Origin of the sequence: Nonomuraea sp. LP-02, from assembly GCF_036289125.1 — a bacterium.
GTDB lineage: Bacteria > Actinomycetota > Actinomycetes > Streptosporangiales > Streptosporangiaceae > Nonomuraea > Nonomuraea bangladeshensis.
In genome coordinates this window covers 5,018,840-5,042,106 of record NZ_JAXCLK010000001.1, presented here as the reverse complement: position 1 = coordinate 5,042,106, position 23,267 = coordinate 5,018,840, and the positions used below count along the sequence as shown (strand labels likewise).

27 protein-coding genes are annotated in these 23,267 nt (G+C 72.7%); 10 read left to right on the top strand and 17 right to left on the bottom strand.

What is annotated here, in order from left to right:
- Positions 1-11 precede the first annotated feature (11 nt).
- Together SMD20_RS23345 and SMD20_RS23340 are read right to left on the bottom strand one after the other, a co-directional pair.
- Positions 12-638 (bottom strand): LysE family translocator, encoded by a 627-nt coding sequence (locus SMD20_RS23345; protein ID WP_329584514.1) that lies wholly within the window; start codon positions 636-638, stop codon positions 12-14.
- 21 nt (positions 639-659) lie between these two features.
- Positions 660-1,523 (bottom strand): LysR family transcriptional regulator, encoded by an 864-nt coding sequence (locus SMD20_RS23340; protein ID WP_329584513.1) that lies wholly within the window; start codon positions 1,521-1,523, stop codon positions 660-662.
- A gap of 111 nt (positions 1,524-1,634) precedes the next feature.
- Between SMD20_RS23340 and SMD20_RS23335 the strand changes: the two genes are divergently transcribed.
- The 4 genes from SMD20_RS23335 to SMD20_RS23320 are packed head-to-tail and all read left to right on the top strand — an operon-like array spanning position 1,635 to position 3,587.
- The gene (locus SMD20_RS23335) at positions 1,635-2,165 is read left to right on the top strand and encodes a cysteine dioxygenase family protein (protein WP_329584511.1); all 531 of its coding nucleotides are present in this window, start codon (positions 1,635-1,637) and stop codon (positions 2,163-2,165) included.
- A gap of 59 nt (positions 2,166-2,224) precedes the next feature.
- The gene (locus SMD20_RS23330; protein WP_329584509.1) at positions 2,225-2,725 is read left to right on the top strand and encodes a pyridoxamine 5'-phosphate oxidase family protein; all 501 of its coding nucleotides are present in this window, start codon (positions 2,225-2,227) and stop codon (positions 2,723-2,725) included.
- A gap of 56 nt (positions 2,726-2,781) precedes the next feature.
- Positions 2,782-3,381, top strand: a complete 600-nt coding sequence (locus SMD20_RS23325; protein ID WP_329584507.1) for an ArsR/SmtB family transcription factor — start codon at positions 2,782-2,784, stop codon at positions 3,379-3,381.
- Positions 3,382-3,401: 20 nt separating this feature from the next.
- On the top strand, positions 3,402-3,587 hold the full coding sequence (locus tag SMD20_RS23320; RefSeq protein ID WP_329584504.1) for a hypothetical protein: 186 nt from the start codon (positions 3,402-3,404) through the stop codon (positions 3,585-3,587).
- Between the two features lie 12 nt (positions 3,588-3,599).
- On the opposite strand, the gene vph is transcribed toward SMD20_RS23320, so the two are convergent.
- Complete coding sequence (vph, locus tag SMD20_RS23315; RefSeq protein ID WP_329584502.1) at positions 3,600-4,463, bottom strand: viomycin phosphotransferase; 864 nt, start codon at positions 4,461-4,463, stop codon at positions 3,600-3,602.
- Positions 4,460-5,125, bottom strand: coding sequence for a class I SAM-dependent methyltransferase family protein (locus tag SMD20_RS23310; protein ID WP_329584500.1), 666 nt, complete (start codon positions 5,123-5,125; stop codon positions 4,460-4,462). Before SMD20_RS23310 ends, vph begins: the two co-directional genes overlap by 4 nt.
- Before the next feature lie 54 nt (positions 5,126-5,179).
- Between SMD20_RS23310 and SMD20_RS23305 the strand changes: the two genes are divergently transcribed.
- Positions 5,180-5,644 (top strand): NUDIX domain-containing protein, encoded by a 465-nt coding sequence (locus SMD20_RS23305; RefSeq protein ID WP_329584498.1) that lies wholly within the window; start codon positions 5,180-5,182, stop codon positions 5,642-5,644.
- 6 nt (positions 5,645-5,650) lie between these two features.
- On the opposite strand, the gene SMD20_RS23300 is transcribed toward SMD20_RS23305, so the two are convergent.
- Entirely contained in the window at positions 5,651-7,000 is a 1,350-nt protein-coding gene (locus tag SMD20_RS23300) for a M20/M25/M40 family metallo-hydrolase (protein WP_329584496.1), read from the bottom strand.
- 267 nt (positions 7,001-7,267) lie between these two features.
- Between SMD20_RS23300 and SMD20_RS23295 the strand changes: the two genes are divergently transcribed.
- Positions 7,268-8,650 carry an aspartate aminotransferase family protein gene (locus tag SMD20_RS23295; RefSeq protein WP_329584494.1) on the top strand — a complete coding sequence of 461 codons (1,383 nt, stop codon included), beginning with the start codon at positions 7,268-7,270 and terminating at the stop codon, positions 8,648-8,650.
- Between the two features lie 52 nt (positions 8,651-8,702).
- Complete coding sequence (gene ald, locus SMD20_RS23290; protein ID WP_329584493.1) at positions 8,703-9,812, top strand: alanine dehydrogenase; 1,110 nt, start codon at positions 8,703-8,705, stop codon at positions 9,810-9,812.
- A gap of 10 nt (positions 9,813-9,822) precedes the next feature.
- On the opposite strand, the gene SMD20_RS23285 is transcribed toward ald, so the two are convergent.
- The 5 genes from SMD20_RS23285 to SMD20_RS23265 all read right to left on the bottom strand — a co-directional run bounded on the left by SMD20_RS23285 (position 9,823) and on the right by SMD20_RS23265 (position 14,782).
- The gene (locus SMD20_RS23285; protein ID WP_329584492.1) at positions 9,823-11,208 is read right to left on the bottom strand and encodes a tetratricopeptide repeat protein; all 1,386 of its coding nucleotides are present in this window, start codon (positions 11,206-11,208) and stop codon (positions 9,823-9,825) included.
- A gap of 65 nt (positions 11,209-11,273) precedes the next feature.
- Positions 11,274-12,164 carry an urease accessory protein UreH domain-containing protein gene (locus tag SMD20_RS23280; RefSeq protein ID WP_329584490.1) on the bottom strand — a complete coding sequence of 297 codons (891 nt, stop codon included), beginning with the start codon at positions 12,162-12,164 and terminating at the stop codon, positions 11,274-11,276.
- Positions 12,165-12,227: 63 nt separating this feature from the next.
- Positions 12,228-12,980 carry a class I SAM-dependent methyltransferase gene (locus SMD20_RS23275; RefSeq protein WP_329584487.1) on the bottom strand — a complete coding sequence of 251 codons (753 nt, stop codon included), beginning with the start codon at positions 12,978-12,980 and terminating at the stop codon, positions 12,228-12,230.
- A gap of 42 nt (positions 12,981-13,022) precedes the next feature.
- Complete coding sequence (locus SMD20_RS23270) at positions 13,023-13,670, bottom strand: response regulator transcription factor (protein WP_329584486.1); 648 nt, start codon at positions 13,668-13,670, stop codon at positions 13,023-13,025.
- Positions 13,667-14,782, bottom strand: a complete 1,116-nt coding sequence (locus SMD20_RS23265; RefSeq protein ID WP_329584484.1) for a sensor histidine kinase — start codon at positions 14,780-14,782, stop codon at positions 13,667-13,669. Before SMD20_RS23265 ends, SMD20_RS23270 begins: the two co-directional genes overlap by 4 nt.
- A 94-nt stretch (positions 14,783-14,876) precedes the next feature.
- Between SMD20_RS23265 and SMD20_RS23260 the strand changes: the two genes are divergently transcribed.
- Positions 14,877-16,613 carry a gamma-glutamyltransferase family protein gene (locus SMD20_RS23260; protein WP_329584482.1) on the top strand — a complete coding sequence of 579 codons (1,737 nt, stop codon included), beginning with the start codon at positions 14,877-14,879 and terminating at the stop codon, positions 16,611-16,613.
- Here SMD20_RS23260 and SMD20_RS23255 read toward each other — a convergent pair.
- Positions 16,597-18,060 (bottom strand): flavin-containing monooxygenase, encoded by a 1,464-nt coding sequence (locus tag SMD20_RS23255; protein WP_329584480.1) that lies wholly within the window; start codon positions 18,058-18,060, stop codon positions 16,597-16,599. The genes SMD20_RS23260 and SMD20_RS23255 overlap by 17 nt on opposite strands.
- Before the next feature lie 109 nt (positions 18,061-18,169).
- Entirely contained in the window at positions 18,170-18,343 is a 174-nt protein-coding gene (locus SMD20_RS23250; protein ID WP_329584478.1) for a hypothetical protein, read from the bottom strand.
- 105 nt (positions 18,344-18,448) lie between these two features.
- Between SMD20_RS23250 and SMD20_RS23245 the strand changes: the two genes are divergently transcribed.
- Entirely contained in the window at positions 18,449-19,231 is a 783-nt protein-coding gene (locus SMD20_RS23245) for an SURF1 family protein (RefSeq protein WP_329584476.1), read from the top strand.
- A gap of 3 nt (positions 19,232-19,234) precedes the next feature.
- Complete coding sequence (locus tag SMD20_RS23240) at positions 19,235-19,549, top strand: DUF3817 domain-containing protein (RefSeq protein WP_091079700.1); 315 nt, start codon at positions 19,235-19,237, stop codon at positions 19,547-19,549.
- Between the two features lie 34 nt (positions 19,550-19,583).
- Here SMD20_RS23240 and SMD20_RS23235 read toward each other — a convergent pair whose 3' ends face one another.
- The 5 genes from SMD20_RS23235 to SMD20_RS23215 all read right to left on the bottom strand — a co-directional run bounded on the left by SMD20_RS23235 (position 19,584) and on the right by SMD20_RS23215 (position 23,203).
- A complete protein-coding gene (locus SMD20_RS23235; protein ID WP_329584474.1) occupies positions 19,584-19,772 on the bottom strand; it encodes a hypothetical protein in 189 nt (62 codons plus the stop codon).
- Between the two features lie 111 nt (positions 19,773-19,883).
- Positions 19,884-20,576: a hypothetical protein gene (locus SMD20_RS23230; RefSeq protein ID WP_329584473.1), complete on the bottom strand. Its 693-nt coding sequence runs from the start codon at positions 20,574-20,576 to the stop codon at positions 19,884-19,886.
- Positions 20,569-21,105 carry an RNA polymerase sigma factor gene (locus SMD20_RS23225; RefSeq protein ID WP_329584472.1) on the bottom strand — a complete coding sequence of 179 codons (537 nt, stop codon included), beginning with the start codon at positions 21,103-21,105 and terminating at the stop codon, positions 20,569-20,571. The genes SMD20_RS23230 and SMD20_RS23225 overlap by 8 nt, the downstream gene beginning before the upstream one ends.
- Before the next feature lie 100 nt (positions 21,106-21,205).
- Entirely contained in the window at positions 21,206-22,276 is a 1,071-nt protein-coding gene (locus SMD20_RS23220; RefSeq protein ID WP_329584470.1) for a protein kinase domain-containing protein, read from the bottom strand.
- Positions 22,277-22,333: 57 nt separating this feature from the next.
- Positions 22,334-23,203 (bottom strand): arylamine N-acetyltransferase family protein, encoded by an 870-nt coding sequence (locus SMD20_RS23215; protein ID WP_329584469.1) that lies wholly within the window; start codon positions 23,201-23,203, stop codon positions 22,334-22,336.
- Between the last annotated feature and the right edge of the window lie 64 nt (positions 23,204-23,267).

Sequence of the window (23,267 nt, the reverse complement as noted above, 5' to 3'; positions counted from 1 at the left end):
TCCGTGGGGCGTCATGCCTTCTCGGCCGTGAGCCAGGCCGCCAGCCCGAGGTAGACGACCCCGCTGCCCACCTCCAGCCGCCGCTGCGCCCGCCGGGAGGCCCGCAGCCGCCCTGCCAGTGCGGAGGCCAGCATCGCGTACGTGCCGTCGGAGGCCATGCCGAGCACGATCCACAGCAGCCCGAGCAGCAGGATCTGCGGCCCGACGGGCCCCGCGGCCGGATCGGTGAACTGCGGCAGGAACGCCAGGAAGAAGATCGCCGTCTTCGGGTTGAGCACGTTGACCACGACCCCCTCCCAGAACAGCCGCCGCTTCGACTGCACCCGCAGCTCCAGGGCCTCCTCGCCGCCACCGCGCCGGACGAGGTTGCGTACGCCGAGCCAGACCAGGTAGGCGATGCCGCCCCACTTGACCACGGCGTAGGCCGTGGCGGAGGCGGCCAGCAGCGCGCTGAGGCCGAGCGCCGCCGCGGCCACGTGCACGACCGATCCGGCGTGGACCCCCAGCACGCTGATCAGCCCCGCGCTCCGGCCCTGGGCGACGCTGCGGGTGACGATGTAGAGGACCGCGGGTCCTGGTACCACGAGCAGGCCGAGCGTGAGCGCGCAGAACAGCGCGAGAGCCGCGAGATCAGGCATACGGGCATTCTAAGAAGGGCGTCAAAGGCTTTTCCTCAGCGCGTGGAGCAGCGCCTCGGTGGGCGGTGGGTGGGGCGGCTCGCCGTGGACGGCGGCGTACACGTGCCGGCTTGAGCCGGCGATCTCGGCGACCTCGACGCCCGGGTGGCGGTGGGCGCGCAGGGCGAGGCCGGGCAGGATGGTGAGGCCGAGGCCGGACGCCACCAGCGCCTGCACGGCCACGATGTCGTCGCTGGTGAACGAGACGCGCGGGGCGAAGCCCGCCCTGGCGCACACGTCCAGGAGGTGGCTGCGGCAGCGTTCGCAGCCGGCGATCCAGGAGGCGTCGGCATGCGCCGCCAGGTCGCCGTCCACCGGGCGGTCGGCGACCAGGTAGCTGGGGTCGTCCATGAGGGGGATCATGGTGATGCCGCGTTCCTCGGGAGCTGTGTCGTCATAGCGGAAGATCACGGCCACGTCGGCGCGGCCGGCGCGCAGCAGCCGCAGCGCCTGTGGCGGTTCCGCCTCGGTGAGGTCGAGCCGGAGGCCGGGATGGCCGGCCTTGAGCGCCGTGACCGCCCGGGGGACGAACGTCCCGAGCGAGGAGGGGAAGGCGGCCAGGCGCACCCGGCCGGTGCGCAGGCCCACGTGGGCGGCCAGTTCCTCGGCGGCGTCGTCGAGCCGGCCGATGATCTCGGCGGCGCGCTCGGCGAGCAGCCATCCGGCCTCGGTCAGCCGGATGCCCCGGCCCACGCGCTGCACCAGCCGGGCCCCGGTCTCGGCCTCCAGCCGGGCCAGGTGGTGGCTCACGGACGGCTGCGAGTAGTGCAGCTCCTTGGCGGCGGCGGTGACCGAGCCCTTGCGGGCGACCGCGAGGAGGACCCGGAGGCGGACGACGTCCAGCATTCATCAACCATATCTATGGGTGATCCAGAACGCTTCTGTTGGACCTATCGATACCGGGGGTAGCACTGTGGAGAGGGAAGGACCACCGTCTGCTCTCCCTGAAGGGCAACCATGGAAGTCGCCGTCACCGCACTCGCCAGGCCGGGCCTGGAGCCGCTCGTCAGCGGCATCTCCGCCGTCGTGGCCCGGGGCCTGGACCTCGAACACACCGCGTACGCCGCCGCCGACGTGTTGCGTGAGCGCCTGCCCGGCCCCGGCCTGCTCACGCCGGAGGAGCGGGCGGGCAGGCCCGACACGTACGCCTCCCACCTGCTCCACGCCGAGGAGGGCTTCTCGATCGTCGGCGTCGTGTGGCGGCCCGGCCAGGTCACCGTGATCCACGACCACGTCTCCTGGTGCGCGTTCGGCATCCTGAGCGGCGTCGAGCACGAGACCCTTTACCGGGACATGGGCGACCACCTGCGCGAGCTCGGCCGGACCGACAACCGGCCTGGCGAGGTCAGCGGCTTCGCGCCGCCCGGCGACATCCACAAGGTGGTCAACACCAGCGCCGATGTCGGGGTCTCCGTGCACGTGTACGGGGCCGACCTGAGGCGGCTCGGCAGCAGCGTGCGCCGCGCCTACGACCTCCCGGTGCGATGAGTTCCTGACGCCCCGCCGGTCTCCTTCATGAAGGACGCCCCGACCCGGAAGGACCGATCATGGAGCCGACCACGACGCTCGACCTCCGCTACAGCGACCCCGGCGCCGTACCGACGCCCTGGTCCGAGGCCAGGGAGCTGCTCGAACGGGCGGAGACGTACTGGCTGACCACCGTGAGGGCCGACGGCCGCCCGCACGTCACGCCGCTGCTGGCCGTCTGGCGGGACGGGGCGCTGCACTTCTGCACCGGCCCTGAGGAGCAGAAGGCGCGCAACCTGGAGCACGAGCGCCGCTGCGCGCTCACCACCGGCACGAACGCCCTGCACGAGGGCCTGGACCTGGTGGTCGAGGGCCGCGCCGAGCGGGTCACCGACCCCGGCAGGCTCAAGGACCTCGCCGCCGCGTGGGAGGCGAAGTACGGCCCCGGCTGGCGCTTCGGCGTCGGCGACGGCGTCTTCACGCACGAGGCGGGCGGGGAGGCGCTGGTGTTCGCGCTCGTTCCCGGCAAGGTGCTGGGCTTCGCCAAGGGCTCGTACGCCCAGACCCGCTGGCGCTTCTGAGCGGGGGATGCGCAACTTTATTTGCGCAAATAAAATTGCGCATCTATGGTGGAGTCATGGCCACCGAGAAGACGCGCCACGTCCGCGACCTCGACACGCTGAAGGCGCTCGGGCATCCGCTGCGCATGAAGCTCTACCGCGCGCTCTACGTCACGGGCTCGGCCACCGCCTCGCACCTCGCCGACCAGGTGGACGAGGCCGTGAGCCTGGTCAGCTACCACCTGCGCAAGCTGGCCGCGCACGGCCTCATCGAGGAGGCGCCGGGTGCCGGCGGCGGCGACGCCCGCGAGCGCTGGTGGCGCCCGGCCGCCGAGAGCATCTCCACCAGGGACGCCGACTTCCGCGACAGCCCCGAGGAGGTCGCCGTCCACGCCGCCGTGAGCCGCGCCCACACCCGCCAGCAGCACGAGATGTACGAGGGCTACCTCGACGCCCAGATGAGCTGGGAGCCCGACTGGCGCGACGCCGCCTTCTCCTCCGAATACCTGATGTGGCTCACGTCTGACGAGCTGCGCGACTTGGGCGACGAGCTGCGCGAGCTGGCCGACCGGTGGCGTACGCGCGGCCGGGCGGCCCGCGAGGCGGGCGACGCGGAGGGGCGCGAGACCGTCGCCCTCCACATGTACGGCTTCCCGTTCCGCTCGTGGCGGCCATGACACCGACCAGGAGGCACCCGATGGACCCCGACCTCTACCTGTACGTCGAACGAGCCCGGGCCCGCGAACTGCGAGCCGAGGCCGCCCGCCTTCGACCGACGACGCGCTCGCACCCGTGGCGCGCCCGGCTCGGCTGGGCCCTGGTGGAGACCGGCCTGCGCCTCGTCCACACCGGCACGCCACCCCGCCACGCGACCGACCACTGACCCCGGACTGCGTCAGCGATACTCCGCCAGGCCGTCCGCGAGTTCTTCTTCGTCGCCGTCGCGGACGGCGTAGAGGGCTTGCTGCAGGGCGAATGTGCCGCGGATCGCGGCGACGCGGGCACGGAGTCCGTGGTCCGACCAGCCGCCCAGGGCGAGCACCCGCTCCAGGAGCTGAGGACCGTGGCCGGCACGGATGGCCGCGAGGTCCTCGGCGGGGTCGCCGAGTGCGACATCGTCCCAGTCGAGCACTCCGGAGAGGCGCGGCAGGCCGTCCTCCCACTCCCACAGGATGTTCTCGGCGCCGAGGTCGCCATGCACCACCGCTCGGGTGAGGTGGGGAAGGCTGTCGAGTGCCGCGAGTTCCCGCTCGGCCCGCAGGCGTCCGCTGGGGGACATGAGCGGGAACAGCTCCGCGCGCACGTCCTCCGCGAACCGCCGCCACCGGCCTTCCGATACGGGAGGGAGAACCGCTCGTGCTGTCTCGTCGGCGCCGGCGCGGGCCAGAGCCGACAGCAGCGTGACACACTGCGCGGCCACGGGGTCGACCACTTGGGCGTTGTCCAGCGCGTCGGTCTTCAGCGGCTCCCCAGGAAGACGGCTGAGCACCAGGAAAGGCGTCTCGTCGGTGCCGGGGGCACCGCCGTGGAGCAGCGGTTCAGGGATGCGAAAACCGAGGTCGAGGCCGGCGAGTGCGCGTAGCACGGTCACCCGCTCGGGCAACCGGGCGGCCGCCGACCGGGTGCGAGGCAGGCGTACGACGCGGTCCGAGCCGATGACCACGATGTGGAACTGCCCCTGACGCACTGCGAGGTCGTCCGGGTCGTCGTCGGGCAGCAGACGGTTCAGCAGAGCGCGATGCGTCGTACGGATGCTCACGGGTGTTCCCTGGCTCCTTCAACCCGGCGCAGCTCGTCGTAGCCGAGGAAGCGGAACATGCTCTCCCCGGCCGCGAGCGGCCGCGGGCGCCCGGTGAAGCGGTGGGCGCCGACCCCGTACCCGGCCTGCGGCGGCGACACCCACTCCAGGGCGAAGCCGTTCTCCTCGAACCACGTGCGGATCCGCGGCACCAGGTCCGGCTCCTCGCGGTGGCGGGTCCAGACGACCGTGCCGCCCTCCGCGCACAGCTGGGGGAAGAAGCCGATGGTCCGCCGGACGTCGTCGTCGCTGAGGTTGCCGAAGATGCCGCAGGCGAGGACGAGGTCCGCGGGCGCCAGGTCCGCGTACTCGTCGGTCAGGGAGGCGTCCCCTTTGACCACCTCGACCTGGCCGAGCCCGGCCGCCGCGGCGGCGCTCCGCGCGAGGTCGCAGTTGGCGGGGTCCAGCTCCACGAGCCGCGCCCGTACGTCGTCGCGCCGGGGGTGCTCGGCCAGCACGGGGACGAGGTCCCGCCCCTGGCCCGCGCACATGCTGATCACCCGCAGCGGCCCGGCGGGCGCGGCGTCCAGCGCCGCACTGACGCGCTCCTGGACGGCCACCAGCCGCCGCGCCAGCCCTGAGCCCGGCCGGTCGTACTCGTCGTGCCACTCGTTCCAGTCCATGACGCGACACTATGTCCCACAGGACACGAACGATCTAGAGAGAGAAGGAGCGCGGTGACACGGCTTCTCGCCCGCGTGTGGAGGATGCTGGGCGGCCGGCTGCGGTGGCGGCTGGTGTGGCTCACGCACGCCACGTTCATGATCGGCGTCACCGGCCTGGTACGCGACGACGAGGGCCGGCTGCTCGTGCTGCGTCACCGGCTGTGGCCGGAGCGCCGCCCGTGGGGCTTCCCGACGGGCTACGCCAAGCGGGGGGAGACGTTCGAGGAGACCGTCCGGCGCGAGGTACGCGAGGAGACCGGCCTCGACGTGCGCGTGGGCCGGCTGCTCAGGGTCCGCAGCGGCTACGCCCTCCGCGCCGAGGTCGCCTACGAGGCCGTACTGACGGGCGGCACCCTGACGCTGGACCGCCTGGAGATCCTGGAGGCCCGCTGGTGCGACCCCGGCGACCTCCCGGAGGGCCTCCAGCCCGCCCACAGGGAGCTGCTGGCGGAGAATCCCTCCGGGTCGGTCGGCTGAAGAAGGTCAGGCCGCGCCGGAGGAGCCGAGTTCCAGGAGGAACAGGGCCTCGGCGGTGGCGACCTTGCGCAGTTCCTCCAGGTCGACCCGCTCGTTGGGGGCGTGGCAGCCGGCGTCCTCGTCCTCGGCGCCGAACAGCAGGATCTCCGCCGCGGGGAACTGCTTGAGGAGCGTGTTGACCAGCGGGATGGAGCCGCCGGCGCCGACGTCGCGCGGCGGGCGGCCGAAGGCGCGCTCCATGGCGCGGTTGAGCGCGGCGCGGGCGGCGCCGCCCGAGTCGGCCTGGAAGCCGGAGCCCACGGTGAAGTCGCCGAAGCCCACCTGGACGCCCCACGGGGCCACCTGGCGCAGGAAGTCGACGACGGCGTTCACGGTCGTCTTCGGGTCGCCGGCCGGCGGGACGCGGACCGTCACGCGGGCCCGCGCCACGGGCTGCACCGCGTTGATCGCCTGCGCCACCGTCGGCACGTCGAGGCCGGTGACGGTGATGGCGTACGACGACCACAGGCGGTCGGCGAGCGAGCCGGAGCCCACCAGGGACACCCCGTCGAGCACCCCCGCCGTCTTCCTGAACTCCTCCTCCGACGGCCCCTGGCCGAGGAACGAGCCCCGCGGCAGCCCGGGGACGCGGATGTCGCCGTTGTCGTCGTGCAGCGCGGTCAGCATGCGCATGAGGGCGGCCAGCGCGTCGGGGGCGGCGCCGCCGGCCGAACCGCTGTGGACGGACTCGCGCAGCGTGCGGACCTCGACGGTGAAGGCGGCCATGCCGCGCAGCGAGGTCGTCACCGCCGGGTCGCCGACGCGCGGGTTGCCGGTGTCGGCGACCACGATGGCGTCGGCGCGCAGCAGCTCGGGGTTGCGCTCGACGAACGCCTCCAGGCGCTCGCCCGCGTACTCCTCCTGGCCCTCGACGATGACCTTGATCCCGACCGGGAACCGGCCGCGGAACGCGCGCAGGGCGGCGACGTGCGACATCACGCCGGACTTGTCGTCGGCGGTGCCGCGTCCGTAGAGGCGGCCGTCGATGAGGGTCGGCTCGAACGGGGGCGTACGCCAGGCGTTGAGGTCGCCGGCGGGCTGCACGTCGTAGTGCGCGTACAGCAGCACGGTGGGGGCGCCGGGCGGGGCGGGGGCCTCGGCGTAGACCGCGGGGTAGCTGCCCTCGACGGGGACCTGCTGCACGCGCGGCAGGCCGGCCGAGCGGAGCAGCTCCTCCGTCACCGCGGCGGCGGCGAGCACGGGCTCCTCCGGGTGCCCCGGGAACGCGACGGAGGGGATGGCGGCCAGCCGCTTGAGGTCCTCGACGGTTTGGGGCATCGAGGCGGCGACGGCGCTCTCTATCTGATCTGGAGTCACTGGGACGCTCCCCCGGGGGTCGTTCTCGTCGAAGCTGGACAGTTTGCCACTCATTGGATCACATCCGCCCACCTATCTGGGACGCAACCCGGTAAACCGGACGAAACGGACATGCTCCTTCGCGTTAATCTACATGCGGATTTCGTTGCCGTTACATGGTGCTTCTGCGGATCTCGATTTTCCTGCACACTGCTACGACCGATTCGCTTGGCAAACGATCGGTGAGCATGCAGACTTGGGCTAGCTGAGAGACGAGGGAAGATAACGATGACGCAGCCGGAACACGACGTCCTGAAGGCCGCGCAAGACCACCTTTGGTTGCACTTCACCAGGCACAGCGCCTACGAGCAGTCCGAGATCCCGACCATCGTGCGCGGTGAGGGGTCCTACGTCTACGACATCCACGGCAAGCGCTACCTCGACGGCCTGGCCGGGCTCTTCGTCGTCCAGGTCGGCCACGGCCGCCAGGAGCTGGCCGAGGCCGCCGCCAAGCAGGCCCAGGAGCTGGCCTTCTTCCCTCTGTGGTCCTACGCCCACCCCAAGGCCGCCGAGCTGGCCGAGCGCCTGGCCGCGCAGACCCCCGGCGAGCTCAACCGCGTCTTCTTCACCACGGGCGGCGGCGAGGCCGTCGAGACCGCGTGGAAGCTCGCCAAGCAGTACTACAAGCTCGTCGGCAAGCCGCTCAAGCACAAGGTCATCAGCCGCCAGATCGCCTACCACGGCACCCCGCAGGGCGCGCTGTCGATCACCGGCATCCCCGCGTTCAAGCAGATGTTCGAGCCCCTGGTGCCCGGCTCGGTCCGCGTGCCCAACACCAACCACTACCGCGCCGACGAGATCACCGGCGTCCCGGGCATGACCCCCGAGGAGTACGGCATCTGGGCGGCCGACCGCGTGGCCCGCGCCATCGAGATGGAGGGCCCCGACACCGTGGCCGCCGTCTTCGCCGAGCCCGTCCAGAACGCCGGCGGCTGCTTCCCGCCGCCCCCCGGCTACTTCCAGCGGCTGCGCGAGATCTGCGACGAGTACGACGTCCTGCTCGTCTCCGACGAGGTCATCTGCGCCTTCGGCCGCCTCGGCACCATGTTCGGCGGCCAGAAGTTCGACTACGTGCCCGACATCATCACCTGTGCCAAGGGCATGACCAGCGGCTACTCTCCCATCGGCGCGATGATCGCGCACGAGCGGCTGTTCGAGCCGTTCAAGGACGGCGACACCATGTTCGCCCACGGCTACACCTTCGGCGGCCACCCCGTCTCGGCCGCCGTCGCCCTCGCCAACCTCGACATCTTCGAGCGCGAGGACCTGCTCGGCCACGTGACCAGGAACGAGCCGCTGTTCCGCCAGACCCTCGACGACCTGCGCGACCTGCCCATCGTCGGCGACGTGCGCGGCTCCGGCTACTTCTGGGGCATCGAGCTCGTCAAGGACAAGGCCACCAAGCAGACCTTCGACGCCGCCGAGTCCGAGCGGCTGCTGCGCGGCTTCCTGTCCAAGGCGCTGTTCGACGCCGGGCTCTACTGCCGCGCCGACGACCGCGGCGACCCCGTCATCCAGCTCGCTCCCCCGCTGATCGCGGGTCCGCAGGAGTTCGAGGAGATCGGCTCCATCCTTCGTGGTGTCCTCACCGAGGCGTGGGCCCGCATCTGACACCCCTCAGCCCGGCACGACGGCGTGCCGGTACCCGAAAGGATGCACCGCCATGAAAATCGGCGTCCCTGCCGAGGTCAAGAACCACGAGTACCGCGTGGCCGTCACACCCGCAGGCGTCCACGAGCTGGTACGCAACGGCCACGACGTCATGGTGCAGAGTGGTGCTGGCCTCGGCTCGCACATCACCGACGAGGAATACCTGTCCGCCGGCGCGAAGATCCTCGACGGCGCCGACGCCGTCTGGGCCGAGGCGGACATGGTCCTCAAGGTCAAGGAGCCGATCGCGGAGGAATACCACCGGCTCCGCGAAGGGCTGGTGCTGTTCACCTACCTGCACCTCGCGGCCTCCCGGCCGTGCACCGACGCCCTGCTGTCGGCGGGGACGACCGGCATCGCGTACGAGACCGTCCAGGTCGGCAACGCCCTGCCGCTGCTCGCCCCGATGTCGGAGGTCGCCGGGCGGCTCGCCCCGCAGGTGGGCGCGTACAACCTCATGCGCTTCAACGGCGGGCGCGGCATCCTGCCGGGCGGCGTGCCCGGCGTGGCCCCGGCCAAGGTCGTCGTCATCGGCGGCGGCGTGTCCGGGCTGAACGCCGCCCAGATCGCGGTCGGCATGGGCGCCGAGGTCACCGTCCTCGACACCAACATCGACCGGCTCCGCCAGATCGACGCCATCTACCAGGGCCGGCTGAAGACCCTCGTCTCCACCCGGTACGCCATCGAGCAGGAGGTCCTGCAGGCCGACCTGGTGATCGGCGCGGTGCTGATCCCCGGCGCCAAGGCCCCGACGCTGGTCTCCAACGACCTGGTCAGCCGCATGAAGCAGGGCTCGGTGCTGGTGGACATCGCCATCGACCAGGGCGGCTGCTTCGAGGACTCGCGGCCGACCACGCACGCCGAGCCGACGTACCAGGTGCACGGGTCGGTCTTCTACTGCGTGGCCAACATGCCGGGCTCGGTGGCCCACACCTCCACCCACGCCCTGACCAACGCGACCCTGCCGTACGCCGTCAAGCTGGCCAACCTCGGCTGGCGCGAGGCGCTGCGGGCCGACCAGGCGCTCGCCGCCGGCCTCAACACGCACGCCGGCCTGCTGACCAACCAGCCGGTCGCCGAGGCGCTCGACCTGGCCTACACGCCGCTCTCCGAGGTGCTCTAGCGCCGCCAGGTCACTCCAGCCCGAGCCGCCCGCGCAGGTCGCGGGCGGTGGCGAGGACGTGCTGGACCTCCGCCGGGCTCGGCCACGGCGCGGCGCCCGGCCGCAGCAGCGTGCCCCGCACCGACGCCAGGTGCTCGATCGAGCTGCGGTGCGCCGCGGTGCGGCGCACCAGCCAGCTCACCACGTCGGAATGGTCGTGCAGCGGCCGGGTCATGAGGTCCCAGGTGGCGAGGATCTCGGTCAGCTCGGCCGCGTCGAGCGCCTCGCCGCCCCGCCGCCCGGTCGTGAGGGCGGCCAGCTCGGCCCGCGCGGCCAGCTCCGGCTCGGCGGGACGGGCCCAGACGGGCGGCGGCGGGTCGGACAGCCACTGGTGCGCCTCGCCCAGCTCGCCGGAGGCCGTCAGCAGCCCGCCCAGCTCGACCGCCGCCTCGCGGTGGCCGGCCTGCGCCGCCTGCCTGAACCAGTGCCGGCCGCCGGCCAGGTCGCCGAACTCGGCGATGAGCAGCAGGCCGTAAGTGAAGGCGGCCTCGGCGTCGCCGCCCGCCGCCGCCCGGCCGAACCAGTGGCCGGCCGAGGCGGTGTCGCCCAGCTCCACGCAGACGAACCCGGCCATGCGCTGGTCCTCGGCCCGGCCGGCGTTCGCGGCGCGTTCGTACCAGGCCCGCGCGGTGCGGAGGTCGCCACGGGACAGCGCGATGCCGCCCAGCCAGGAGGCCGCGCCCGGGTGCTCGCTCCGCGCGGCCAGCCGGTAGTAGACCTCGGCGCCCTCGGGGTCGCGCCCCGCGTCGAGGTAGAGGCCCATGCAGTAGGCCGACTCGACGTGCCCGCCCCGCGCGGCGGACTCCCACCAGTGCACGGTCTCCTCGTCCTCGCCCGCCGCGTACGCCAGGAAGCCGAGGTCGTGGGCGGAGGCCGTGTCGCCGGCCGCCGCCGCCCTGCGGTGCCACTCGCGCGCCGCGGCCTGCTCTCCGGCGTCCTCGCAGACCAGCGCCAGGCGGCGGGCGGCCACGCGGGAGCCACCCCTGGCGGCGCTCTCGTACCAGCGCCGGGCGGTCTCGACGTCGCCCCGCTGCTCCAGCAGCAACGTCGCCAGGTTGGCCGCGGCCTCGGCGTCGCCGGCGAGGGCGGCGGATTCGTACCAGGTGACGGCCTCCACCAGGCTGCCGTGCTTCTCGTGCCAGATGCCGAGGTTGAAGGCGCTGTCGACGTTGCCGCCCGCGGCGGCCAGCTCCCACCAGTGCTTGGCGGACACGCGGTCGCCGTGCTGGGCGTAGAGCTTGCCGAGCCGGTGCGCGGCCTGCGGGTCGCCCGTGCACGCGGCGGTCAGCAGCTCGGGCTCCTCGCCCATCCGCGGCGCCGGTACGGCGGGCGCCGCCACCTCTCCTTGCCAGGACATAGGCCACAGGGTGGCACGTGATCGCCCGATCGCGAACCGTAATCGCCGACAACGCGCGGCTGGTGTCACCGGAAGTCGAGAAAACCGGTGAACATGCCCATGCCGCAGGCGTAGCGGAGCGTGCCGGGCGGCTGCGGCGGCAGGCGGACGGTGGCGGGGAGCGCGACGTCGCGACCGGCGATGACGACGGTGCCGGTGCAGCCCGGCTCGGCCACCCTGAAGTCGATCTCGACCGGCACGCCCGCGGGGACCGTCACCGTGAACGGGCGGTAGCCGGTGCGCGTGGCCCACACGGTCACGGCGGCGGGGCCGGTGGGTCTCACCGTGGAGCCGGCCGCCGGGGCGGCGGAGGGCAGCCAGCCGGCCAGGTTGAGCCCGGTCCCGGCGGTCCACACCCCGGCGGCGATCGCGATCACTCCGGCGACCCTGGACAGCCGGGTGCGGGAGACGCGCCGCAGGACGTAGCCGAGCAGCGCGAACGCGGGCGCGCTGCCGAGCACGAACCCCGCCATGGCCGCCGCCCCGGCCGGCGGCGAGCCGCTGGAGACGGCGATCATCTCCACGCCGAGCGTCATCCCGCACGGCACGAGGATCGTGGCCGCGCCGAGCAGCGGCGCCTTGAGCCGGGGGACCTCGCCGCCGTCCTCTGTGGCGCAGTGCCCGCGCCGCAACATCCGGACCGCGAACCCGACCACCACGGCGCCCGCCGCGACGAGCAGCGCCGCGCGCGCCGGCGGCGGCAGGCTGACGGCCGAGCCGAGCAGCCCGAGCAGCGCTCCGGCCACGGTGTACGAGGCCAGCCGCCCGGCCAGGAACCATCCGACCGCGGCCCGGTCGCCGCCCCGGCCGACCAGGCCCACGAGCAGGCCGCCCTGGGTGGCGGCGCACGTCGCGGTGCCCGCCACCAGACCCGCGGCCACCCCGCCGGCGAGCAGGGCGGCGGCCTGGGCGCTCATACCCGTACGGTAATCCGGCCCGGCGGACGCGGCCAGTGACAGATGTCGTACGGTTCGTAACGTTTAAGGTTTACGCGCCTCGATGAGGAACCGGGCGGAATGGGCGACGAACGGGCCCTCGGCCTCGATGCGGTCATGCAGGGCGCGCAGCTTGTCGGCGTACCGCTCGGGCGAGAAGCCCGGCACGATCCAGATCACCTTGCGCAGGAAGTAGATCACCGCGCCGATGTCGCCGAACTCCATGCGCAGCCGTTCGCTCCGCAGGTCGACGACCTCCAGGCCGGCGGCCTCGGCCTCCTCCCTGGCCCGCGCCGGCTCGCGCGTCCAGCTGTCGTACGGGCCGAGGAACCACTCGGTCAGCTCCCCGACGGTGCGCGGCCCGACCTGCTGCGAGAAGTAGGACCCGCCGGGGCGCAGCACCCGGGCGATCTCCGCCCACTGCGTGTGCACCGGATGCCGGCTGGTCACCAGGTCGAACAGGCCGTCGGCGAACGGCAGGCGCGGGCCGTCGTCGGCGGCGGCCACCACCCAGGCCCCGCGCGGGCGCAGCCGGGAGGCGGCCAGCTTCAGATTGGGCGGCCAGGACTCGGTGGCCACGGTCACCGGCGGCAGGGTGGGCACCCCGGCCAGCACCTCGCCGCCGCCGGTCTGCAGGTCGAGCGCGGCCCGCGCGGCCGCCATCCGCCCGGCGAGCAGCCGGGAGTAGCCCCAGGAAGGTCGTTCCTCGGTGGCCCGGCCGTCGAGCCAGGAGAAGTCCCAGCCGTCCACGGAGACCGTGCTCGCCTCGTGGACCAGATCGTCATAGGAGCGCCGCATGCTCCGACGATGCCCTGGGACCGTCGAGTGGATCAACTGATTTCAAAGCCAGCCGGGCCGCACCAGGCCCGACTCGTAGGCGATGACGACGAGTTGCGCCCGGTCGCGGGCGTGCAGCTTCATCATCGTCCGGCTCACGTGGGTCTTCGCCGTGGCCGGCGACATGAAGAGCTTGGCGGCGATCTCGTCGTTCGTCATGCCGGTGCCGACCAGGGCCAGCACCTCCCGTTCGCGTTCGGTGAGCTGGTCGAGGCCGCCGGCGGCGACCGGCTCCTTGGCGCGGCTGGCGTACTCGGCGATCAGGCGGCGGGTCACGCTGGGCGACAGCAGCGCCTCACCGGCCGCGACCACGCGGACGGCCTGGATGAGCTCGGCGGGCTCGGTGTCCTTGACCAGGAAGCCGCTGGCGCCGCTGCGCAGGGCCTCGAAGACGTACTCGTCCAGCTCGAACGTGGTCAGGATGATGATCCGCGGCCCCTCGGGCATCTGCCGGGTGGCGGTCAGGCCGTCGGTGCCGGGCATCCGGATGTCCATGAGGACCACGTCCGGGCCGTGCCGCTCCGACAGCCGCACCGCCTCGGCCCCGTCGCCGGCCTCGGCCACCACGGTCATGTCCGGCTGGGCGTCGAGCAGCGCCTTGAAGCCCGCGCGGACCAGCGCCTGGTCGTCGGCCAGCAGCACCTTGATCATGGGGTCGTCTCCTCGGGTAGGGGCAGCCGGGCCTCCACCTGGAAGCCCGTTCCTGTGGGGGCGGCGACGAGCGAGCCGCCGAGCGCGGCGGCCCGCTCGCGCATGCCGGGGATGCCGTTGCCGCTGCCCGAGCCGGACAGCACGCCAGGCTCGGTCGCACCGGTGTCGCTCACCCGGATGGCCAGCTCGCGCCCGCCGTACTCCAGCCGCACGGTGACGGCCGAGCCGGGGGCGTGGCGGGCGGCGTTCGTCAGCGACTCCTGCACGATCCGGTACGCGGCCCGTTCCACCGCTGGCGGCAGCGGGCGCGAGCCGACCCGCTCCAGCTCCACCTCCAGCCCGGAGCGCCCGATCAGCTCCTCCAGCCGGTCGAGCCCGGCCGTGGGGGAGCGCGGCGCGCCCTCGCGCAGCACGTCGAGCACCCCGCGCATCTCGCCCAGCACCTCCTTGGAGGCGGCCTTGATGGTGGCGAGGGCCGTCCTGGCCTGCTCCGGATGGTCGTCGATGAGGTGCAGCGCGGTCGCGGCCTGCACGTGGATGAGCGAGATGTTGTGCGCCAGCACGTCGTGCAGCTCCTGCGCCATGACCAGCCGCTCCTCGCTGGCCTGGCGCCGGCTCTCCTCCTCGGCCGCCCGCTGCTGCTGGGCGCGGCGCTCGCGGGCGATCCTGACCAGCTCGGCCGCGACCATCGTGAGCAGGATGAACGAGGAGACCGCGAGGTCGTGGAAGAGCCCCCGCTGCGGCTGGCTCGTCGTCCACGCGTAGGCGATGAAGGCCGCCAGCGACACCGCGGCGAGGATCCACGCGGCCGGCCGGCGCCCCCGCCCGACGAGCTGGAACAGCATGACGATCGGCGAGATGAACACCCCGCCGTAGGGGTAGCCGCCCCCGATGTAGAGGAAGACGGCCGCGAACGTGACCACGGCCGTGGGGACCGGATATCTGCGGTGCAGCGCGATCATCAGCGGCCCGACCAGCAGCAGCGCGTACGCCCACGGGTCGAGCGGCGCCCTGAACGCGCGCTGCCCGTAGGACGCCCCCTGCGACAGCACGATCTGGAAGACGGCCGTGATGAGGGCGAGGTAAGGGGCGAAACCGGACTTCGAACGCACGCTCCAACGCTAGATGACCGCTCTGACCTGCGCATCACCCCGCAGTCGCAGGGGGCCCTACCGCGACAGGCGTAGCTGGTGTTACGTGGGGAACATGCGACCAGTGCTCCTTCCCGCAGCAGCAGTACTCATCGCGTTCGTCCCGGCCGCCCCCGCCGTGGCCGCGCCCGCAGAGCCCCAGCAGAAGGTCCCGGTCGCCGAGGGGTACGGCGGCGCCGTCGCCACCGTCGACCTCGACGCGACCAAGGCCGCCATCTCCGTGCTGCGGAGAGGCGGCAACGCCGTGGACGCGGCCGTGGCCGCCGGGGCGGTCCTGGGCGTCACGGAGCCGTACTCGGCCGGGCCGACCGGCGGCGGTTTCCTCGTCTACTACGACGCCGCCCGCCGCAAGGTCCACACCGTGGACGGCCGGGAGACGGCGCCCAAGGCGATGACCGCGAGCTCGTTCGAGGGCATCCCGTTCGAGGAGGGCGTCACCAGCGGCCTGTCGGCGGGCGTGCCCGGCACCGTCGCCACCTGGGACCTCGCCCTGCGCCGCTTCGGCACGCTCTCGCTCCGGCAGGCGCTCCAGCCCGCGATCGAGGTGGCCTCCAAGGGCTTCGTCGTGGACCAGACCTTCTACGACCAGACCGCCGCCAACGCCGCCCGCTTCAAGGACTTCACCTCCACCGCCAAGCTCTACCTGCCGAACGGCGCGCCGCCGCCCGTCGGCTCGGTCTTCCGCAACCCCGAGCTCGCCGAGACCTACCGTGAGCTGGGCAGACGCGGCCCCGGCTGGCTCTACGGCGGCCGGCTCGGCGCGGAGATCGTGGCCACCGTCAAGCGCCCGCCGGTCACCCCGGGCAGCACCCGCAACGTCCGGCCCGGCCTGATGGAGCTGTCGGACCTGACCGCCTACCGGGCCCTGCTCCGCGAGCCCACGAAGGTCTCCTACAAGGGCCTCGACGTGTACGGCATGGCGCCGCCGTCGTCCGGCGGCTCCACCGTCGGCGAGGCGCTCAACATCCTGCAGGCTCTGCCGCAGGTGGGCGTGCACGAGTACCTGGAGGCGTCCAGGCTGGCGTTCGCCGACCGCAACGCCTACGTCGGCGACATCCCCGGCGTGCCGCTGAAGGAGCTGCTGTCCGACGGCTTCGCCAAGGAACGCGCCTGCCTGATCGGCGACCGGGCGCTCACCAGCCCCGTCGCGCCCGGCGTCCCCGACGGCTCGTACGGCCCCTGCGCCCAGCCCACCGGCACCGCCGCCCCGACCGCCAAGGAGGGCCCTGAGACCACGCACCTGGTCGTGGCCGACCGATGGGGCAACGTCGTCGCCTACAACCTCACCATCGAGTCCACCGGCGGCAACGGCATCGTCGTGCCGGGCCGCGGCGTGCTGCTCAACAACGAGCTGACCGACTTCACCTTCGGCCCCGCCCCCGGCGACCCCAACCTGCCGGGCCCCGGCAAGCGGCCCCGCTCGTCGATGGCGCCCACGGTGGTGCTCAAGGGCGGCAAGCCGGTGCTGGCGCTCGGCTCGCCCGGCGGTTCGACGATCATCACGACCGTGCTGCAGATCCTGCTCAACCGGTACGACTTCGGCATGGACCTGCCGGCCGCGCTCGCCGCGCCCCGCGCCACCCAGCGCAACACCGCGCAGACGCAGGCCGAGCAGGCGTTCCTCGACGCCTACCGCGCCGAGCTGGAGGCCCGCGGGCACCAGTTCGTCCTCAACCCGGAGATCGGCGCGGCCACGGGGCTGGAGTTCCTCGGGCGGGACAAGGTCCAGGCCGTGGCCGAGCCGAGCCGGCGCGGCGGCGGCAGCGCGATGGTGGTCAGGTCTGGTAGATGAGCTCGTAGTCCTCGGGCTTCACCCTTCTCGTACGCGCCCAGTACTCGAAGGTGAAGCCCGGCCAGATCGTCCGGTTGACGCCGTGCTCGTCGAGATACCAGGAGCGGCAGCCGCCGGCGTTCCACACCAGGGGGTCGAGGCGGGCGCGCAGGCGGCGGTTGAAGGCCGCCTGCGCCTCCTGGCGCACGTCGAGGGCCCTCGCCCGGGTCCTCGACAGCAGGCGCAGGCACTCGACGACGTACTTCGCCTGTGACTCGATCATGAAGACGACCGAGTTGTGCCCGAGGCCGGTGTTGGGGCCGAGCAGGAAGAACAGGTTGGGGAAGCCGGAGGCGGCGATGCCGTGGTACGCCTCGACGCCGTCCTTCCACGCGTCCTGGATGCTGAGGCCGCCGCGGCCGAGGATGTTCTGCTCGGTGAGGGCGTCCACGACCTTGAACCCGGTGCCGTGCACGATGACGTCGGCCGGGTGCTCGCGGCCGGTGGCGTCCACCAGGGAACGCTCGCGGATCTCGGTGAGCGGGTCGGTGACCAGGGAGACGTTGTCCCTGGTCAGGGCCGGATAGTAGTCGCTGGAGATGAGGACGCGCTTGCAGCCGATCGTGTAGTCGGGGGTGAGGGCGCGGCGCAGCTCCGGGTCGGGGACCTGCCTCTCCAGGTGGCGCAGCGCCATCCGCTCGTGGGCCTTCATGAGGCGCGGGTGGACGGCGAAGCCGAGCGCCCTGCTCTCCAGCGCCCAGTAGATGCCGTACCGCAGGGCCCTGGCCGCGCCGGGCAGGCGGAGCAGCCGCCGGGCGCGCGGGGAGAAGGCGAAGTCGGGCTTGGGGTGCAGCCACGGGGGAGTGCGCTGGAAGACCGTCAGGTGGGCGGCGCGCGGCGCGATCTGGGGGACGAACTGGACGGCGGAGGCGCCGGTGCCGATGACGGCGACGCGCTTGCCGGTCAGGTCGGTGGAGTGGTCCCAGGTGGCGGAGTGGAAGGCGGGGCCGGTGAACACCTCCCGCCCCGGTATATCTGGATATTTCGGGATGTGGAGGGCGCCGATCGCGGACACCACCGCGTTGGCCCGCAACGTCTCCCCGTCGCCCGTGGTCACCGACCAGGAGCGGCGCTCGTCGTCGTACTCCAGGGCCGTGACGGTCTTGCCGTGGCGGATGTGCGGGGTGACGCCGTACTTGTCGGCGCACGCGCGCAGATAGCGCTGGATCTCCTCCTGCGGGGCGAACATCCGTGACCAGCCGGGATTGAGGTCGAAGGAGAAGGAGTACATGTGGGACGGGACGTCGCAGGCGCAGCCGGGATAGGTGTTGTCGCGCCAGGTCCCGCCCGGTTCGCCGGCCTTCTCCAGGATGACGAAGTCGTGGTATCCGGCTTCCTTCAGCTTCACGGCCATGCAGATCCCGGCGAAGCCGGAGCCGACGATGACGATCCCTGGCTGCTCACCCACGCGAACCTCCTATTGGACGCTCTGTCCAATGTAGGTCATATAGGGGCCTTCAGGGAATGGCGAAAACCCGCCACGGCGTCGCGGCGGGTCGGCCTTGCCGGCGGTTGCCCTACCGGAGGAACAGGAAGGCGGCGACGCCGATGATCACGATCGCCGCGACCACCGCGATGATGGGCAGCAGGGGCGACTTCTTGGGCGTGGTCTCGGCCTCCTGCTCACGCGCGTTCGCGAAGGCGCGGAAAGCCTGGGTGTTGCCCGCGGGGTCGATATGCTGGTCAGACATGGGCGCAAGCCTAGCGGCAACGGCTGTGCCGTTTGCGGCTTTTTGCGCGAATCCTCGGGGTGGGCCCATGACGGGACCGCCCCTCCCGGCGGATAGCTTGTAAGCATGCTCAGGACCCTTCTCTCGCCCCGCCTCGTCGGGTTGCACCTGCTCACGATCGGGGTCCTGATCGCGTTCATCTTCCTCGGGCGCTGGCAGCTCGGGGTTTTCGAGGAGTCGGGCCGGCCGCGCGCCGCCGCCGACCCCGCGCCGGTGCCCGCCGCCACGCTCGCCCCCCTGGCCGCCCAGCTCGCCGGCGACGTCGTCGGGCGCAGGGTGACGGCCGAGGGCTCCTACGACCCCGCCCGCCAGCTCCTCGTGGCCGACCGCCGTCCCGACGTGGACGCGCCGGGCGGCAAGGCCTCACAGGACGACGGCTACTGGGTGCTCACGCCGCTCCGGCTCGACGATGGCACGCTGATGCCGGTCGTGCGGGGCTGGGTGGCGAGGAGCGACGACCCGGCGGCGGCCGACGTGCCGCAGGGCCGGGTCGCGGTGGCCGGCCGGCTGAGCCCGCAGCAGGGCACCGACAGCGTGCAGCGGCGCGCCGAGGCCCTGCCCGCCGGGCAGGTGCAGACGGTCTCCACGGGCGAGCTGGTCAACCTGTGGGCCGGTCAGAAGGTGCGGCCCGGCTTCGTGGTCGCGCAGCCGCCGTCGGGCTCGCTGACGCAGGTCGCGATCTCGCCGCCGGCGACCGAGGGTGCGATGACCTGGCGTAATCTGGCTTATGCCGCTAACTGGTGGATCTTTGCAGGGTTCGCCGTTTTCATGTGGTTCCACTTCGTACGGGATGCCGTACGGACGGATCGAGATCGTGGCAAATCCCCTGAGATGGCTCTGGAAGGTTAAAACGTGGAATCGGCTCTGAAGCCCTTCCGGGTGCTCGCCTACGTCGTCGGCTGCATGCTGCTCATCCTGTGCGCCGCCATGGTGCTGCGCTACGGCTTCGGCAATCCCACCCTGTCGAAGATCACCGCGCCGATCCATGGCGGGCTCTACATGCTCTATCTGGTCGCGGTCATGAACCTCGGCATGAAGGCGCGCTGGTCGTGGCCCTACATGCTGGGCGTCATGCTCGGCGGCACCGTGCCCTTCCTGTCCTTCTTCATCGAACGCAAGGTGACCGAGCGCGTCCAGTCGGCCGCGCCGGCCGCGGCGGAGGCCTGAGTCCCCTGCGGGATCGGCCCCCGCCGGCCGGGGCTCAGCGGCCGATCCCGCGCCGGCGCGACCTCTTCAGCCGCTCGCGCTGCGAGGGGTCGAGCATCAGGTAGCCGACCACCGGACCGCCGACCACGAGCAGCACCACCGCCAGGGCGACCCACTTCGAGATGAACAGTGAGACCAGGACGGCGATGCCCGCGCCGATGGCGTATTTCTGGATTGGCGACATGCTCTTCCTCCGAACGCGGAGCGCACGCCCCGCCTCTCCTCATATTCTGCGTCGCCGATCCAACGAGCGGGACACCCCGGTGGTTCCCCTTCGCGATATATCGCGAAGAGGTCAGTCTGTGTCGTACGCCGCGACCGACCAGGCCCCGGGACGCTCGCCGAGTTCGGCGGCCAGCCGGTCGGCCGCCTTCGGGCCGGACAGCTCGTGCTTTCCCTCGCACGCGTCCTTCGACGCGCACGCGCCGCGTCCGCGCACGATGGGGGCGTCAGGGGGGAAGACCCAGACCGTGATCTCGTGGTCGCGGCCGAGCCAGCCCGGCTCGTACGCCTTGTCCGCGAGCATGCTGAGCCCGCCGTCGGGGCCGCAGGTGCCGCCGGCGCCGCTCGTTCCCTCCTGGGTGTAGAAGATCGAGCCGGGCTCCTGGCAGAAGATCACGAGCTTGACGTTCTCGCTCGTGGGACGGAAGCGGATACGCTCCTTCGTCGCCGACCGCGGCGCCGCCGTCGCCGCCAGGCGGTTCAGCCCCTTGTAGGCGTGGGGCGGCTCCTCGAAGGCCGGCGGGGGCGAGGGCGGGGACGCGGGGCCGGTGACGCCGGTCAGGTTCGACACCGACATGACGACGGCCATGACGACCGCCGTGGTGGCGAGGGCGGCCCCCGCCGTCCAGCCCCAACCCCAGCGCGGGCGGACCCGACGTGTCGCGGCGTGGCGGGTGGCCAGGCGCGCCCGCGCGCGGGCCACGGTCTCGGCCGAAGGCGGCGGCTCGTCGGGGATCGCCCGGGCGAGCAGGGTGATCTCATCCATCGTGGCTCTCCTTCAGCGGGTTGACGTCGCCCAGCGCCAGGCGAAGGCGCTTGCGTGCCCGGCTCAGCCGGGACGCGACGGTGCCGTACGGGATCTCCAGGGCGGTCGCGACCTCCTGGTGGGTGAAGCCGCCCAGCGCCACCAGCAGCACCACGTCCCGGTCACCCCTGTTCAGCCTGGCAAGCGCCCCCGCGAGCCTGCCGGTGAGCGCGCCGGCCGTGACCCGCGCGAGCGTCGTGTCCTCGTGGCTGTGCGCCTCGCGCTCCACCGTCCGGCTGAGCGCCCTCCATCGGCGGACCTCGCTGCGGTGGTGTCTGGAGATGAGCTTGGTGGCGATGCCGTACAGCCACGGTTTGACGTCGCCGCGCGACGGTTCGTATCCGCCCTCGGCGGCGACGAGGAAGACCTCGCCCGCCAGGTCGTCGGCGTCGTCCCTGGAGAGCCGCCGGGCGATGTAGCGGTGGATCTCGGGGAAGTACGTGTCGAAGATCTGGTCCAGGTCCAGCCCTGGATGAGTGGGGGCGTTCATACGGGCGGCCTCGTCGGCGTTCGTGCTGGGGTCACGCGCGGTTCTCCGTCCGGTCCGGGGAAAACGGTCACCGCTGATTGCCCGAAGTGCCGGATTGCTTTCACCGGCCGATCGCGCTCAGCCCGGTGGCGACCTCCTCCAGCGACGGCCGCGCCGCAGGATCGGGCGACAGCAGCCCGAACAGCAGCGGACCCAGCGCCCCTGCCCGCGTCATCGGCGCGCCGGGCGCGGGCGGCCGGCCCTCCAGCGCGGCGTACAGCGTGGCCCCGAGTGACCACAGGTCGGCCTCCGGGCTGAGCCCGCCCTCCGGCGGCGCGTACGCGGGCGGCGTCCCCGACCGCACGGACGGCAGCAGCGTCGCCCGGCCTCGGTCGTCCACTAGAACGTTCCCGGGGTGCACCCCGCCGTGCGGCCCCTGCCCCTGGCGCAGCCGGTCCGCCACCGCCAGGCCGATCGCCGCCACCTCGGCGCGCGGCAGCGGCCCGAGCACCTCGATGAGCCGGTCCAGCGGCCGGTCCACGGCCAGCCGCTCCAGCGTCTCGCGGATCACCTCCACCGGAGGCGGGCCCGACGGGTTCAGCATCGCCCTGACCAGCGACCTGAACGGCTCAGGACCGGCCGCCGGTGACGCGCCGGGCGGACGGCCCTCGACCGCGAAGTGCAGCGTCGCCCCGAGCGACCACAGGTCGGCCGACGGCCAGGTACTCCGGCTGGGCAGCCCGAACCCGGTCAGCATCGCCCGGCCCTCCGCCGTCAGCAGCACGTGGCCGGGCTCGACGTTGCCGTGCACGTACGACGCCGCGTGCGCGGCCGTCAGCGCCGCCAGCACGCCCACCCCCGCCCTGGCCGCCTGCAGCACAGGCAGAGGCCCGCGCGAACCCACCGCGGACGCCAGCGTCGTCCCCGCGACGGGCTCCATGACCAGCCAGGGCGCGTCGTCCTGCGTCACCGCGTCGAGCACCCGCACGATCGACGGATGCCGCAGCGCCGCCGCCGCCCGCGCCCGGTGCAGCGCCGCCGCGCGCAGCTCGGCCGGCAGGCGCAGCTCCCTGACCGTCACCTCACGGCGGCCGGACTCGTCGAAGGCCGGGCGCTCAGGGCCCGTCGCCGAGGGATCGAGCAGGCGGTAACGACCGGCCAGCCTCCGGGGCCCTCCCATGTCCAGGTGCACGACAACCTCCACGTCCGCCCGGAACCATCCAGCCCCGCACCCTTCCGCTCCTGGCCGTCACGTCGCCCGGCCGGCCAGCCAGGCCTCGTGCGCGCCGTGCAGCCTGCGCCACAGCCGGTCCTTCTCCTCCGCGCCGACGTCGTCGAGCGGCAGGACGAAGACGTCGGCGAGGGCCGCGAAGTAGTCGCGCGCGGTGTCGAGGGTGAGCTCATGCGCGCCCGCGCCGGTCCCGGACGAGCCGATCCTGGACAACGTCAGCCCGCGCAGCTGGTCCACGCCCGACCCGTCGCGCCGCGACACCGAGCACACCCGGACGAACCCCGACTCCGGCGACGTCGTCAAATGGTGGTGCTGTTCGTCGAACGCGGACATCTCCGCCGAAGCAGGACCGAAGTCCATCCCCAGGAACGAGCCACGCGGATCGTGGTCGAGCCGCCAGCCGCCGGGCGCGACCTCCGACGCGCGCAGCCCGTACGTGAACGGCCCCTGCCGGTAGACGCCCGCCACCAGCGGCAGCGGCTCGTGCAGGGCGTCGCCGAGCCCCACGTCCACCAGCCACTCGCCGCCCGGATTCTCCGGCGAGGGCAGGCCGCGGGCCGTGAGCACCAGATGGTTGGCGCCGACGTTCGGCTCGTCGCCGGGCGACTGCACGCCGCCGACGTGCCGGGTCACGTCGTAGCCGAGCGCCGTCAGGAGGGAGTGGAACGCGCCGTTCAGATGGAAGCAGTAGCCGCCCCGGCCGCGCAGGATGCGCGCGACCGACTCGGCGGGGTCGACGGACGTGGGACGGTCGAGCCAGATCTCCAGAGCCTCGTAGGCGACCTTCTCTACGTGCGCGGCGTGCAGAGCGCGCAGGTTCTCGGCGGTGGGGGGCGCGCCGAGCAGGTGGGGCAGGCCGATGCGGCCGAGGTAAGCGGCGATGGTCACCTGCCAAGTCTGCACTGTATGTGCACGCTTAAGGAGGTGTGGTCTGCACAGCCCGCTTCTACGC